General features: G+C 75.7%; 14 protein-coding genes. 8 read left to right on the top strand and 6 right to left on the bottom strand.

The genetic code is table 11. The annotated features are described in order from the left end of the window. Positions 1-143: 143 nt before the first annotated feature. Complete coding sequence (locus ACFQ80_RS01995) at positions 144-1,421, bottom strand: class I SAM-dependent methyltransferase (protein ID WP_430562359.1); 1,278 nt, start codon at positions 1,419-1,421, stop codon at positions 144-146. A 115-nt stretch (positions 1,422-1,536) separates the two neighbouring features. Between ACFQ80_RS01995 and ACFQ80_RS01990 the strand changes: the two genes are divergently transcribed. Continuing rightward, complete coding sequence (locus tag ACFQ80_RS01990; RefSeq protein WP_430562437.1) at positions 1,537-1,824, top strand: SelT/SelW/SelH family protein; 288 nt, start codon at positions 1,537-1,539, stop codon at positions 1,822-1,824. An 87-nt stretch (positions 1,825-1,911) separates the two neighbouring features. Here the strand turns inward: ACFQ80_RS01990 and ACFQ80_RS01985 are convergent, their stop codons facing one another. After that, the gene (locus ACFQ80_RS01985; RefSeq protein ID WP_430562358.1) at positions 1,912-2,319 is read right to left on the bottom strand and encodes a DUF5997 family protein; all 408 of its coding nucleotides are present in this window, start codon (positions 2,317-2,319) and stop codon (positions 1,912-1,914) included. A gap of 54 nt (positions 2,320-2,373) precedes the next feature. Here ACFQ80_RS01985 and ACFQ80_RS01980 point away from each other — a divergent pair, with 54 nt between their 5' ends. After that, positions 2,374-3,306 (top strand): LysR substrate-binding domain-containing protein, encoded by a 933-nt coding sequence (locus tag ACFQ80_RS01980; protein WP_430562357.1) that lies wholly within the window; start codon positions 2,374-2,376, stop codon positions 3,304-3,306. A gap of 34 nt (positions 3,307-3,340) precedes the next feature. Here the strand turns inward: ACFQ80_RS01980 and ACFQ80_RS01975 are convergent, their stop codons facing one another. Further along, complete coding sequence (locus ACFQ80_RS01975; RefSeq protein WP_430562356.1) at positions 3,341-3,937, bottom strand: biotin transporter BioY; 597 nt, start codon at positions 3,935-3,937, stop codon at positions 3,341-3,343. Between the two features lie 301 nt (positions 3,938-4,238). On the opposite strand from ACFQ80_RS01975, the gene ACFQ80_RS01970 reads away from it, so the two are divergent. Continuing rightward, positions 4,239-5,135 (top strand): hypothetical protein, encoded by an 897-nt coding sequence (locus ACFQ80_RS01970; RefSeq protein ID WP_430562355.1) that lies wholly within the window; start codon positions 4,239-4,241, stop codon positions 5,133-5,135. A gap of 13 nt (positions 5,136-5,148) precedes the next feature. Here ACFQ80_RS01970 and ACFQ80_RS01965 read toward each other — a convergent pair whose 3' ends face one another. Beyond that, entirely contained in the window at positions 5,149-6,705 is a 1,557-nt protein-coding gene (locus ACFQ80_RS01965; protein WP_430562354.1) for an ATP-dependent DNA ligase, read from the bottom strand. Between the two features lie 101 nt (positions 6,706-6,806). Here ACFQ80_RS01965 and ACFQ80_RS01960 point away from each other — a divergent pair, with 101 nt between their 5' ends. Continuing rightward, on the top strand, positions 6,807-7,622 hold the full coding sequence (locus ACFQ80_RS01960; protein WP_430562353.1) for a metallophosphoesterase family protein: 816 nt from the start codon (positions 6,807-6,809) through the stop codon (positions 7,620-7,622). Here the strand turns inward: ACFQ80_RS01960 and ACFQ80_RS01955 are convergent. After that, positions 7,607-8,464, bottom strand: a complete 858-nt coding sequence (locus tag ACFQ80_RS01955) for an aldo/keto reductase (protein WP_430562352.1) — start codon at positions 8,462-8,464, stop codon at positions 7,607-7,609. The two genes, ACFQ80_RS01960 and ACFQ80_RS01955, sit on opposite strands and share 16 nt — an antisense overlap. 59 nt (positions 8,465-8,523) lie before the next feature. Between ACFQ80_RS01955 and ACFQ80_RS01950 the strand changes: the two genes are divergently transcribed. Further along, positions 8,524-9,249 (top strand): aminoglycoside phosphotransferase family protein, encoded by a 726-nt coding sequence (locus ACFQ80_RS01950; RefSeq protein WP_430562351.1) that lies wholly within the window; start codon positions 8,524-8,526, stop codon positions 9,247-9,249. Positions 9,250-9,327: 78 nt separating this feature from the next. On the opposite strand, the gene msrA is transcribed toward ACFQ80_RS01950, so the two are convergent. Then, positions 9,328-10,002 carry a peptide-methionine (S)-S-oxide reductase MsrA gene (gene msrA / locus ACFQ80_RS01945; protein ID WP_430562350.1) on the bottom strand — a complete coding sequence of 225 codons (675 nt, stop codon included), beginning with the start codon at positions 10,000-10,002 and terminating at the stop codon, positions 9,328-9,330. Between the two features lie 106 nt (positions 10,003-10,108). Between msrA and ACFQ80_RS01940 the strand changes: the two genes are divergently transcribed. The 3 genes from ACFQ80_RS01940 (at position 10,109) to ilvA (ending at position 13,372) form a co-directional block, all read left to right on the top strand. Beyond that, positions 10,109-10,723: a YdeI family protein gene (locus ACFQ80_RS01940; protein WP_430562349.1), complete on the top strand. Its 615-nt coding sequence runs from the start codon at positions 10,109-10,111 to the stop codon at positions 10,721-10,723. Positions 10,724-10,885: 162 nt separating this feature from the next. Continuing rightward, on the top strand, positions 10,886-12,145 hold the full coding sequence (locus ACFQ80_RS01935) for an AI-2E family transporter (protein WP_430548874.1): 1,260 nt from the start codon (positions 10,886-10,888) through the stop codon (positions 12,143-12,145). Further along, on the top strand, positions 12,146-13,372 hold the full coding sequence (gene ilvA, locus ACFQ80_RS01930; RefSeq protein WP_430548875.1) for a threonine ammonia-lyase: 1,227 nt from the start codon (positions 12,146-12,148) through the stop codon (positions 13,370-13,372). Positions 13,373-13,470 lie beyond the last annotated feature (98 nt).

The raw sequence follows: 13,470 nt of genomic DNA, 5'->3' as shown, positions 1-13,470 counted from the left end.
TGGTGGGTGGGTGCGGGGGGCGCCTCCCCCACGGGTGGTCGCTGCGCGCCGCGGGGGGTTGCAGCCCCCCGCGGGGGTTTTTTGTTCCACACCCCCTCCACAACACCCCCCCCCCCCCGACCCGGGCTACCTCGCCGTTCGGGTCAGCGGCGCCGGGACCGCGTGACCGTGAACTTCGGGTTCTGCGCGATGTGCACGGTGGGCCCGGCGGCGCGGGTCAGCGCGTCCCGGTAGTGCAGCGCGGTGTTGAAGACGCACCACAGCTCGCCGCCCTGGCGCAGCGCGCGGCCGGCCGCGCGGAACATGCGGTGGGCGGCGTCGGTGCGCACGGCCGTGCGGTCGTGGAACGGCGGGTTGAGCAGGATCAGGTCGACGCTCGCGGGCTCGAGGTCCTCGCCGGCGTCCCCACGCAGCGCGACGACGCGCCCGTCGACGCCGCTCGCCTCCGCCGTCGCCCGGGTCGACGCGACGGCCGCGGCGGAGCGGTCCGTGCCGACCACGCGGGCCTCCGGGTACCGCAGCGCGAGCACCGTGGCGAGCAGGCCGCTGCCGCTGCCCAGGTCGACGGCGTCGTGCACGCGGTCGGATCCCGGCCACTTGTCCGCCGTCGTGAGCAGGAAGCGGGTGCCGAGGTCGAGGGTCGTGCCCGCGAACACCCCGCCGTGCGCGACGACGGTGACGCCGTCCGGGGGCGGCCCGGCGGCCGGGGTCGCGGCCGCGAGCAGCTCCCGGTCGCGCAGCACGGCGCGCGCAGGGAAGGCGGGGGCGGCGTCGCGTGCCTCCGGCCGGACGCCGGTCGCGACGAGCACCCGCGACTTCTGTCGCGCCAGCGTGGCGCGCACCTCGGTGAACGACGCCGCCAGCACGTCGTTCATCGCGCGCGTCATGTGCTTGACCCGCCCGCCGGCCAGCACGACGACGTCGTCCGCGGCGTGCCGGGCGATCGCCTCCGCGATCTCCGTGAGCTCGGCCAGCGAGCTCGGCAGCTGCAGGAGCACCAGGCGCGCGCCGCCCAGCAGGTGCTCGTCGACGCGGTCGCGGACGGCGATCTCCACGGTGGGCCGGTCCCCGCGCACGACGTCGCGGAGGTCGGCGTCGGCCATGTTCCGGTCGAGCGCCGCCTCGGCGGTGACCGTGTCCGCGCACGACCGCACGTCCGGGGCGCCGAGCGTCACGGCGCCGAGGGTGAGCGCGCCGAACCGGTCGCCGATGACGACGACGTCGCCCGGCCCTGCCGTGGCGAGCTGCGGAGCCGCTTCGTCGAGCAGCAGCCGGTCGGTCGCGTCGACGGCGACGGGGCCGCCCGGCCGCGAGCCGTCCTCGGGCCACGGGACGAGCGCGCCGAGGACGGCGGCCAGCCGCGCGGCGGGGTCGAGGGGTTCGGAGGGGGCAGGGGAGTCGGGCTCGGAGGCGTGGTGCACCCGACCAGTCTCCCCGACCCGGCCGGAACCGCCCGACGGTGCCCGGACCGGCCCCTACCCTGGCGCCATGAGCGAAGCCACCGTGCCGGAGCAGACGTCGACCGCGCGCGTGTAGATCACCTACTGCACGCAGTGCCGGTGGCTGATGCGCGCGGCGTGGGTGGCGCAGGAGCTGCTGCAGACGTTCCGCACGCGGCTCGGCGAGGTCGCGCTGGTGCCGGGCACCGGCGGCGTCTTCCGCGTGGAGCTCGACCCGGGCGACGGCCGCGCGCCGGTGCTGCTGTGGGACCGCGCCGCCGAGGGCGGCTTCCCGGAGATCCCGCCGCTCAAGAAGGCGATCCGGGACGCCGTCGCGCCGGACCTCTCGCTGGGCCACACCGACCAGGTCCGGTCGACGCGATGACCTGATCAGTTCGGCAGGAGATCAATCTCTTCGGCACGACGAGCTGCCGAAGAGATCGATCTCCTGCCGAGCTGATCTGGAACAGGGTCAGCGCGAGCGGCGGGCCTGGCGCTCGGCCTGCTCGGCTTCCCTGGCCTTGACCCGGTCCTCCTCCTCGCGCACCTTCGCGGCGGTCTCGCGCTCGGCGAGGAGCCACGCGGGCGGCTCGTCGCGCAGCTCGTCGATCTGCTCGGTGGTCAGCGGCTCGGTGATGCCGCCGCGCGCGAGGCCGGCGATGGAGATGCCGAGGCGGCCCGCGACGACGGGCCGCGGGTGCGGCCCCTGGCGGCGCAGCTCATCGAGCCACTGGGGCGGGTTCTTCTCGAGCTCCTCGAGCTCGGCGCGCGTGATGCCGTGCTCCTGGAACTCGGGCGGGGTCGCGGGCAGGTACACCCCGAGCTTCTTCGCCGCGTTCGTCGGCTTGAGGACCTGCTGGGAGAAGGGGGTTCCGGCCATGGGCACCAGGGTAGTCGCGGCGGGCGGCGCGGCACGCCCACGTAGCCTGGTGCCGTGACCGACCAGCCGGGCGAGGCCCCTGACGACGCCTTCGACGACGCCCTCGACGACGCCCTCGACGACGCCATCGACGACGGGCCCGACGACGGGCGTCCCGCCTTCCGTCTGGGGTACGTGCCGGGCGCGACGCCGGGCCGGTGGGCGCGCACGTGGCGGGACCGGCTCCCGGGCGTCCGGCTCGTCCTGGTCCAGGTCGACGCCGCCGACGCGGCCGCGGCGCTGGCCGAGCGGCAGGTGGACGCGGCGATCCTGCGGCTCCCGGTCGACGGCGAGGTGCTGCACGCCATCCCCCTGTACACGGAGCTGCCGGTGGTCGCCGTCTCGCGCGACCACCTCCTCGCGGCGACGACGGAGGACGAGGTCGTCACGGCCGACGACGTCGCGGACGACGTCGTCTGGTTGCCCGCGGACGACGTCCTGTACCCGCACGAGCCCGCGCCCGGGCGGACGCCGGAGGCGTACGACGACGGCGCGGGCGGCGTCGTCGAGCCGGAGCGGCCGGCGACGGCGGCCGACGCGATCGGGCTGGTCGCGACCGGGGTCGGTGTCACGGTGGTGCCCATGTCCCTGGCGCGCCTGCACCACCGCAAGGACGTCACGTACCGGGTGCTCGACGGCGGGCCCGGGGCGCCGGTCGGCCTCGCGTGGCTCGTGGACGGCCTGCCCGACGACGTCCGCGACCTGGTCGAGGAGATGATCGGCATCGTGCGCGGCCGCACGGCGAACAGCTCCCGGGGCCGCGCCGCGGCCGGGCGGACGGACGCGAAGCCCGTGGAGGTCACGAAGCCGGCGAAGGGGCAGGGCCAGCGGGGCGGGGGCGGTTCCTCCGCCCAGGGGCGCGGCGGCGGTCAGCGCGGCGCTGCGCGGCGCGGCGGGGGCTCGCGGGCGTCGTCGCCGCGCAAGGGCCGCAAGCGCGGCGGCCGCTGAGGGAGCCGACCGCCGCGCCCGGTGGGCGCCCCGCTCAGCCCCTGCGCCGGGCGGCGAGCCGCTCCGCGCCCTTCCACGCCACGGGCAGCAGGCCGGCGACGACGGCGGCCTTGAGGAGGCCCGGCAGCACGAACGGGTAGAGCCCGTTGGCCAGCGTGCCCTGGAGGTCGAGCCCAGCGACGACGGCGAGCCACGGCAGACCGACGACGAACGTCACGCCGGTCCCGGCGACGAACGTGACGAGCGCCTTCGGGAACGTGCGCTCCCAGCTCCGCTCGGCGAGCCGGCCGACGAGGGCGGCGGCCGCGACGAAGCCGACGATGTAGCCGCCGCTGGCGCTCAGCACCACCGACATCCCGCCGCTGCCGTCGGAGAAGACGGGCAGTCCGGCCATGCCGAGCAGCGCGTACAGGCTCATCGACGCGGCCCCCCGGGAGGCGCCGAGCGTCGCACCGACGAGGAGCACCGCCATCGTCTGCCCGGTGATCGGGACCAGCGGCAGCGGCACGGTGACCTGGGCGAGGAGCGCCGTGAGCGCGGCGCCGCCGATCACGAGCCCGACGTCGGCGGCGAGGCTGCGCGGCAACACCCTGTCGGCGAGCAGGACGGTGGGCGTGGCGACGGTGGTCACGGGGGACTCCTTCTCGGCGGGGTGGTGGACGCGGGCGACGTGCGGCTCGCACGGCAGCACCGACCGTCGACGCTAGCGGCCTGGGGCACGCGGCACAGAGGTGGGGATCCTCCGAGGTTCGTGCTGATTCGTTGTGGCCATCGCTCCCTGCATCGCTCCCTGGTGCGGTCGGACGGGTCCGGTCGAGTCGTCCGGAAATTTCACCCTTCCGCCCAAAGGTCGGAATCGCTAGCATTCCGGCGCGGCCGGAGGCCGTACCACCTGCTGAAGCGGTCGATCCCGCCTGCCCCTTGGAGCGTTCGTGCGCACACCCGCCGTTCTCGGAGCCTCGCTCCTCCTCGTCGTCGGCCTCGCAGCCGGCCCCGCCGCCGCGCTGCCCGCGGGCCACGGGGACCGGGACGGCTGGGGCGGGACCGGGGACTCGCGCACGGGTGCGTCCTGGGACGGGGGCTCGGGCTGGGCCGACGGCGAGCGCTTCTCATGGCCGGACGACACGCGATCCTGGGACGGCAACGTCTGCCCGGACATGGACGAGCCGAAGACGGACGTCGACGGCGAGAAGCAGACGATCACGCTGGTGGCGCCCGAGGGCTCGCTGATCTCCGCGTACTGCGTGAAGGCCGGGTCCGCGAGGCACGGCGAGGGCCCCAAGATCGTGGAGCTCGACAAGCCCGTCGCCGAGGTGACGATCGCCTACCCGACCGGCGGCAAGTGTCGGGCGATCAGCCACTACGCCGTCGAGTACGTCGACGCCCCGAAGCCCTCCCCGAGCCCGTCGCCATCGACGACGACCACGCCTCCCGCGACGCCGACCCCCACCCCCGCGCAGGAGACGACGGCCCCCGCCGAGGAGTCGCCGACCCCGGAAGTCACCACGCCGGCGCCGCCGGTGGAGCCGTCCCCGACGGCGTCGGAGACCGCGCCCGCCGTCGTCGCCGAGGAGGGCCCGTCCGACGGCGGGACGGTGGGCATGGGCGGTGCCGACTACGTGGACGACGAGACCGAGGCCGTCGAGGCCCGCACGCAGACCGTGGGCGGCAGCTCCGGCCGCGTGAGCGCGGACCTCGAGGCCGCGGCCGCCCCGGAGTCGCTGCCGGTCACGGGCGCGCAGCTGCTCGGCATCGTCATGGCCGCGGTCGCGCTCGTGGGTGCCGGCGTCGGCGTGCTGATCTGGACGCGCCAGCGCCGCACGAGCTGACGACCCCGCCGGCTCAGCCGGCGGTGCTCCCGGAGGCCGCCGCCAGGGCGCGCACGGTGTCCACCGTGTCCGCCTCGGCGGCGGTCTTGTCGTCCCGGTAGCGCACCACCCGCGCGAACCGCAGCGCCATGCCGCCGGGGTAGCGGGTGGAGCGCTGCACGCCGTCGAACGCGATCTCGACGACCTGCTCGGGGCGGACCTGCACGACGTACGACGACCCGTCGGCGGGCGTCGTCGCCAGCTCGGTGAACCGGTCCGTCTGCCACGCCAGCACCTGGTCGGTCATGCCCTTGAACGTCTTGCCGAGCATGACGAAGCCGCCGGTGCCGGGGTCGCGCGCGCCGAGGTGGATGTTGGACAGCCAGCCCTGGCGGCGCCCGGAGCCCCACTCGACGGCGAGCACCACGAGGTCCAGCGTGTGCCGGGGCTTGACCTTGACCCAGCCGGCGCCGCGGCGGCCGGCGGCGTAGGGGGCCCCGAGGTCCTTGAGCACCAGGCCCTCCTGCCCGGCGGCGACGGTGTCGGCGAAGAACCGCTCGACCTCCCCGACGTCGGCGGAGACCAGCCGCGGCACCACGACCTCGGGTGGGAGCACCCGGTCCAGCACCTCGAGCCGCTCGGCCGCGGGCGCGTCGATCAGGTCGGTGCCGTCGTGGTGCAGCACGTCGAAGAACCGCACGCTGAGCGGCACCGACGCGCTGCCCGCCTCGGCATCATGGCTGCCGGTGCGGGCGGCGGTCTCCTGGAACGGGCGGGGCCGGCCGGCGTCGTCGAGGGCGATCGCCTCGCCGTCGAGCACCACGGTGCGCACGTCGAGCGAGCGCGCGACGGCGACCACCTCGGGCAGCCGTTCCGTGACGTCGTCGAGCGAGCGCGTGAACACCACGACGTCGTCCCCGCGGCGGTGCACCTGCACGCGGATGCCGTCGAGCTTGGTGTCGGCGGCGACGGCGGCCCCCTCGAAGCGCTCCAGGGCGGCGGCGACGTCGGGCGCGGACGACGCCAGCATGGGGCGCACGGGGCGGCCGGGCTCGAGGCGGAACGCCTCCAGGGCGGGGGCGCCGCCGTCCAGCGCCGCCCGCGCGATGGGGCCGGTGAGGGCGCTGAACATCGCCGCGCGGCGCACCACCGGCAGCGGGACGTCGGCCGCGGCGGCGACGGCGTCCAGCAGCAGGGAGTCGAGCGCGCCCTGCCGCAGCTCGCCCAGCACGAGGCGCCGCACGAAGTCCTGCTCGTCGGCGGTGGCGCGCCCGAACAGCTCGTCGACGGCGCACCGGCGGGCGGCCTGGGAGCCGGCGCCCGCGAGCCGCTCGAGCCGGCCGAGGGCCGCGTCGACGGCGGCGGGGCTCAGGGTGGGCTCGGCGGCGGGCTCCGGCAGGCTGCCCAGCGTGCGCCAGCCCAGGCCGGTGCGGCGCTGCCGCGGCCTGCCCGAGAGGAACGCCGCGACGACCTCCACCTCGTCGCCCGGCTCTGCGGCGCGCAGCGCGTCCGCGAGCAGCTCCCGCTTGCGCAGCCGCGAGCGCGTCGCGGCGACGGCGGCGTGGGTGGTGACCAGCTCGGCGAGCAGCACCCGTCGATCGTCGCACCGGCCACCGACGTCGGCGCGGCGTCGCCGTGCTGCCGTCGGCGAAAGCGGGTGCGGCGGTGGCGTCCGCCTGGGAACGTGACGGGATGCGAGCGGAGACGGGCGGGCTGGGCACGGTCGCGGTGCTCTCGGACGTGCACGGCGTGCTGCCCGTGCTGGACGCGGTGCTGGCCGAGCCGGACGTGCGCGCGGCCGACGCCGTCGTCGTGACGGGCGACCACGCCGCGGGGCCGCAGCCGGTGGAGGTGCTCGACCGGCTGCGGGCGCTGGGCGACCGGGCGGTGCTGGTGCGCGGCAACGCCGACCGTGAGCTCGTCGCGCACGTCCGCGACGGCTCCGGGGCGGTGCCCGACCCGATCGCCCCCTGGGCGGCGGCGCAGCTCCGGCCCGCGGACGTGGAGCTCCTGGCCGGCCTGCCGCACCCCGCCGAGCTGCGCGTGCGCGGGTTCGGCCGGGTGGTGGCGTGCCACGGGACGCCGCGCGACGACGAGGAGGTGGTGCTCGTCGACTCCTCGCTCGAGCGGTGGGCCGACGTGCTGGGCGGGCTCGACGACGACGTGACCACGGTGCTGTGCGGGCACACGCACATGCCGTTCGTGCGGCTGGTGGACCGGCGCCTGGTCGTGAACCCGGGCAGCGTGGGGATGCCGTACGGCCGCCCCGGCGGGTCGTGGGCGCTGCTGCGCGACGGCCAGGTGGAGCTGCGGCACACCGACCTCGACGTCGACGCCGCGGTGGAGGCGGTGGCGGCCGGTTCCGCCTACCCCGGCGCGCGGGCGTGGGCGGACGAGTACCTGCGGTCGGCGGCGAGCGACGCCGACGCGCTGCGCGTCTTCGGCCCGCGCGACGGGCGTGCCGCCCGCCCCACGGGCGGCGACGAGGACGCTCAGAGCTCCTCGTAGACCGCCGGGTCCTGGTCGGCGGTGCGGCCGTCGGGGCGGCCGAGGCCGGTGATGCGGGCCATCTCGTCGTCGGTGAGCTCGAAGGAGAACAGGTCGAGGTTGTCGGCCTGCCGCTGGGGGCTGGACGCCTTGGGGATCGGCACGACACCGAGCTGCACGTGCCAGCGCAGGATGGCGCGCACGGGCGAGACGCCGTGGGCCGCGGCGACCTCCGCGATCACCGGGTCCTCCAGCATGTCGCTCGCCCGGCCCAGGGGGCTCCACGCCTCGGTGACGATGCCGCGCTCGGCGTCGGCCGCGCGCTGGGCGGCCTGCGGGAAGTACGGGTGCAGCTCGACCTGGTTCACGACCGGCGTCACGCCGGTGGCCTCGATGACGGCGTCGAGGTGCTCGGGCAGGAAGTTCGACACCCCGACGTGGCGGATCAGCCCGCGCTCGCGGCAGTCGACCAGCGCCTGGTAGGCCTCGACGTACTTCCCGATGCGCGGGTTGGGCCAGTGGATGAGGTACAGGTCGAGGTGGTCGAGGCCGCTGCGGTACACCGACTCCTCGACGGTGGCGACGGCGTCGTCGTAGGCCTGGCGGCGGCCGGGCAGCTTCGACGTGACCAGCAGCTCCTCGCGCGGCACCGACGCGGCGCGCACCGCGCGGCCGACGGTGCCCTCGTTCTCGTAGCTGAACGCGGAGTCGATCAGGCGGTAGCCGGAGTCGATCGCGCGGGCGATCGCGTCGGCGCCGCCCGCGCCCTTGAGCTTGTACGTGCCGAAGCCGACGGCGGGGATCGCGGTGCCGTCGGCGGCGGTGCGGGTGGGGACGTCGGGCGTGGTGCTCTGCTCGCTCATGCCCCCATTCCACACCCGCGGCCCCGTCGGCCGTCCAGCAGGCGCCCTAGGGTGGCGCCGTGATCACCGTGCCGCCGTCGTTCCGCGCCGTGCCGCGCTGGTGGCACGACGACGCCGGCCGCGACTGGCTGGACGACCTGCCCGCCCGGGTGGCCGCGCGGTGCGCGGCCTGGGGGCTCGCCGTCGACGGCGCGCCCACCCACGGCTCGAACGCGCTGGTCGTGCCCGTGCGCCGGGGCGACGAGCGCCTGGCCCTGCGGCTCGCGCCGCCCGCGGACGACGTCGCGACGGAGGTGCGTGCGCTGCGGGTGTGGGCCGGCCGCGGCACGGTGCTGCTGGTCGACGCGGACGAGGGCGAGGGCGCGACGCTCCTGGAACGGCTGGACGGCGGCCGGTCCCTGGCGGACGAGCCACTGGACGCCGCGATCGAGGTGCTCGCCGGGCTCACGCGGACCCTCGCCGTCCCCGCGCCCGACGGCGACCTGCACCACGCGCAGGTGCTGGCCGGTACGCGCGCACCGTGGCTCGTCGTCGACCCCGTGCTGTGGCGCGGCGACCCGGAGGCCGACCTCGCCCGCGTGCTGTGGACCCGCCTCGACGAGCTGCCCACCGAGGCCGCCGTCGTCGTCGCCTTCGACGCCTTCGTCCGTGCCGCCGGTGTCCCGCGCGAGCGGGCGCGCGCCTGGGTGGTGCTGCGCGCGACGTCCTACCTGCTGTGGGGGCTGACGCACGGCCTCACCGAGGACCCGGTGCGCTGCCGGCGGCTGCTCGACGTGTTCGCCTGACGCGCGGACGGCCCGCCCCCGGTGCGGGGACGAGCCGTGCGGGGACGGGCGGTGCGGTGCGGGCTCACCCCGCGCCTGTCAGGCGGCGTCGGGGTACGGGACGCCCGTCGTCGCGTGGCAGCGGTACCCGTGCGGGTTCTTGTCGAGGTACTCCTGGTGGTAGTCCTCGGCGTAGTAGAACGGGCCGGCCTCGACGGCCGGTCGCAGCTCCGTGGTGATCGGGTCGTAGCCCTTCGCGGCGAGCACCGCGGAGTACCGCTCGGCGGTCTCGCGCACCGCCTGCTCCTGCTCCGGCGTGGTCCAGTAGACCGCCGACCGGTACTGGGTGCCGACGTCGTTGCCCTGCCGGAAGCCCTGCGTCGGGTCGTGCCGCTCCCAGAAGATCTTGAGCAGCTCGGCCTCGGAGACCCGCTCCGGGTCGTACGCCACCAGGGTCGTCTCGGTGTGCCCGGTGCGGGCCGTGCACACCTCCTCGTACGTCGGGTTCGGCGTCGTGCCGCCCATGTAGCCGACGGCCGTGCTCACCACGCCCGGGACCTGCCAGAAGATCTCCTCGGCGCCCCAGAAACAGCCCATCGCCAGGTACAGCACCCGCGTGCCCTCGGGCCACGGACCCGTGAGGGACGTGCCGAGCACCGTGTGCGGGCGGGCGGCGGGCAGGACGGGCGACTCGCGCCCGGGCAGCGCGTCCTCCGGCGCCACCATGGTGGTCCTGCCGGAGCGGCCGAGCAGCTGGTCGAAGATCGAGTTCATCGGGTTACCTCCTTGGTCGGGACGTGTCCGTCCCGACATGCGCAACGACGGCGCGGGAGCAGGTGTTCCCTCGCTGGGACGGCACGAGTGGCGCTACGGTCCCGTCATGGCCGACGACCGCCCTGACCTGCCCGACCAGCTCGTGCTGCCCGACCCGGCGGGGTGGCGGGCATGGCTGGACGAGCACGAGGACGACACCCCCGACGGCGCGTGGCTGGTGCTGGCGAAGAAGGGCCGCCCGGCGCCGACGACGCTCACGCACGCGTCGGCGCTCGAGGAGGCGTTGTGCAGCGGGTGGATCGACGCGCAGATGCGGAGCCTGGGCGCCGACACGATGCTGCAGCGGTTCTGCCCGCGCCGGCCGCGCAGCCGGTGGTCGGTGCGCAACCAGGAGATCGTGGCCCGGCTGACCGACGAGGGCCGGATGCGGCCCCGCGGGCAGGCGGAGATCGACGCCGCGCGGGCGGACGGGCGCTGGGAGGCGGCCTACCACGGGTCCGCGCGGGCCGAGGTGCCGCCCGACCTGGCGGCGGCGCTCGCGGCCAGCCCGGCGGCGACGGCGATGTTCGAGGTCCTCACGTCCCAGAACCGGTACGCGATCCTGCACCGCCTGGGCGCCCTCAAGACGGCCGAGGCGCGCGAGCGGAACGTGGCGAAGTACGTCGCCATGCTGGAGCGCGGCGAGACCGCGTACCCGCAGCGCCGGCGTCCGACGGGCTGAGCGCGGGCGCCCGGCCCGACGCCCCGTCGCGCGGCTCACCGTGCGCCGGGGCGACCGATCTGTGGACGCGCCGTGAAGATCCCGGTCGGTGCCTGGGCACGCCGGCCCGGCGCGCGGGGGCGTCCTCGCGCGTTGTGACCGCAGGACACCTAGGGTTTCCGCGTGAGCTCGGAACGCACCTCTCCCTCCGGCGCGGACACCGTCCCGCTGAGCGTCCGCGCCGCGGCCTCCTGGTCGTGGCGCGTCCTGCTGATCGCCGCCGCCGTCGCCGCCTTCCTGTGGCTGCTCGCGGCGCTCAAGACGATCGTCGTGCCGGTCGCCATCGCGCTGCTGCTGACGATCCTGCTGGCGCCCGTGCGCCGGACCTTGCAGCGGTGGCACCTCAGCAAGGGCCTGGCGACGGCCGTGTCGATCGTCGGGCTGATCGTGCTGGTGGGCGGTCTCGTCACGCTCGCCGGCACGTCCATCGTCAGCGGCTTCCAGGACCTCGCCGACCAGGCCGTCGAGGGCTTCCGCCAGTTCACGACCTGGCTCGCCGAGGGCCCGCTGAAGCTCGACTCCGACCAGCTGTCCCAGTACGGCCAGCAGCTGCAGAGCTCGCTCGTGGAGAGCTCTGGCCTCGTCTCGGGCGCGCTGGGCGCCGCGACCACCGTGGGGCACGTTCTCGTCGGTGCGCTCATCGCCCTGTTCTGCACGATCTTCTTCCTGCTCGACGGCCGCACCATCTGGACGTGGCTCGTCAACCTGCTGCCCGTGCGGGCCCGGGAGAACGTGCACCAGGCGGGCCGTCGTGGGCTCGTCACGCTGTCGGCCTACGTGCGCACCCAGATCCTCGTCGCGTTCGTCGACGCCGTCGGCATCGGGATCGGGTCGGCGTTCTTCGTCCCCGCGCTCGCGCTGCCGATCGGCATCCTCGTCTTCGTCGGCTCGTTCGTGCCGATCATCGGCGCGATCGTCACCGGCGCCATCGCCACCGCCGTCGTGCTGGTGGCGAACGGCTGGGTCGCGGCCCTCATCATGCTCGGCATCGTGCTGCTGGTGCAGCAGGCCGAGAGCCACATCCTGCAGCCGTTCCTCATGGGCCACGCGGTGTCCCTGCACCCGGTGGCGGTGGTGCTCGTGGTCGCGGCCGGTAGCCTCGCGGCCGGCATCGTCGGCGCGCTGTTCGCGGTGCCGCTGGCCGCCGTGCTGAACACGATCCTGCTGTACCTGCACGGGCACGACAAGTTCCCCGAGCTCGGCACCGAGGACCACGTGCCGCTGCTGCGCAAACGCTCGCAGCTGCCCGGTACCCTGCTCTGGTCGGGTCGGGCGTCGTCGCAGGAGACGACGACGGGCGGCACCACGGACGCCAGCACGACCGGCAGCACGACCGTCGCCCCTGCCTCGCCCGACCCGGGCCCGGCAGGAGAGAACAGGTAAGTGGCAGCAGCACACCCCCCGATCGACCACGTCACCCTCGACGACGTCCGCGCCGCCGCGCGGCTGCTCGACGGCGTCATCACCCGCACCCCGGTGCAGGCGTTCCGCGCGATGTCCGAGGCCGCCGGCGCGCCGGTCGTGCTCAAGTGCGAGAACCTGCAGCGCGCCGGGTCGTTCAAGATCCGCGGCGCGTACACGCGCCTGAGCCGGATGTCCGACGAGGAGAAGGCGCGCGGCGTCGTCGCCGCCAGCGCGGGCAACCACGCGCAGGGCGTGGCGCTCGCGGCCCAGATGCTCGGCATCCACGCCATCGTCTACATGCCGGTGGACGCGTCGGTGCCGAAGCTGCGGGCCACCCGCGGCTACGGCGCCGAGGTGCGGCAGGTCGGCGAGAGCGTGGACGACGCGCTCGTCGCCGCCCGCGCGGAGGCCGCCCGCTCCGGGCGCACGCTCATCCACCCGTTCGACCACCTCGACGTCGTCACCGGTCAGGGCACGGTGGCCCTCGAGATCCTCGAGCAGGTGCCCGACGTCGGCACGGTCGTCGTGCCGCTCGGCGGCGGCGGCCTGGTCGCGGGCATCGCGACCGTGCTGGCGGAGGCCGCCCCGCACGTGAAGGTCGTGGGCGTGCAGGCCGAGACCGCCGCCGCGTACCCGGGGTCGCTGGCCGCGGGCCGCCCCGTGCCGCGGGCGCTGGGCGCGACGATGGCGGACGGCATCGCCATCGGCACCCCCGGCGACGTGCCGTTCGAGGTGCTGGCGCGCCTCGGCGTCGAGGTGCGCACGGTCTCCGAGGAGGAGATGTCGCGCGCCCTGCTGCTCGTCGCCGAGCGGGGCAAGCTGATCGTGGAGCCGTCGGGCGCCGCCGGGGTCGCGGCGGTGCTGGCCGCCGAGCCCGGGTCGCTGCCGGGCACCATCGTCCCCGTCCTCACCGGCGGCAACATCGACCCGCTGCTGCTGCTGCGCGTGGTGCAGCACGGCCTCGTCGCCGCGGGCCGGTACCTCCAGCTGCGCGTGTGCATCGACGACAAGCCCGGCTCCCTCGCCGAGCTGCTCGACGTCGTCGCGCGCGCCGGCGCGAGCATCGTGCAGGTGGAGCACACCCGCACCGACACGTCGCTCACCGTGGCGCAGGTGCTCGTGAACCTGCAGCTCGAGACCAAGGGGCAGGAGCACTGCGAGGCGGTCGTCGAGCGTCTGCGCGCCGCGGGGTTCGCGGTCGCGTGACCCGACCTGCGGTGGGCCCGGGCCCCCCCCGGGCCCCCCCCCCCCCCCCCGGGTGGCCCCGGGGGGACCCCCCCAACACAGGGGCGTTAAAAAAAAAA

Origin of the sequence: Isoptericola sp. NPDC056578 (assembly GCF_042793275.1) — a bacterium.
Classification (GTDB): Bacteria; Actinomycetota; Actinomycetes; order Actinomycetales; family Cellulomonadaceae; genus Isoptericola.
This window is presented reverse-complemented; position numbering and strand designations above follow the sequence as displayed.

Bases quoted from the DNA above. Each gene is read 5' to 3' on its own strand.
- ACFQ80_RS01960 (WP_430562353.1), top strand. From the start codon at position 6,807: ATGCGAGCGGAGACGGGCGGGCTGGGCACGGTCGCGGTGCTCTCGGAC.
- ACFQ80_RS01940 (WP_430562349.1), top strand. From the start codon at position 10,109: ATGGCCGACGACCGCCCTGACCTGCCCGACCAGCTCGTGCTGCCCGAC.
- msrA (WP_430562350.1), bottom strand. From the start codon at position 10,002: ATGAACTCGATCTTCGACCAGCTGCTCGGCCGCTCCGGCAGGACCACC.
- ACFQ80_RS01985 (WP_430562358.1), bottom strand. From the start codon at position 2,319: ATGGCCGGAACCCCCTTCTCCCAGCAGGTCCTCAAGCCGACGAACGCG.
- ACFQ80_RS01955 (WP_430562352.1), bottom strand. From the start codon at position 8,464: ATGAGCGAGCAGAGCACCACGCCCGACGTCCCCACCCGCACCGCCGCC.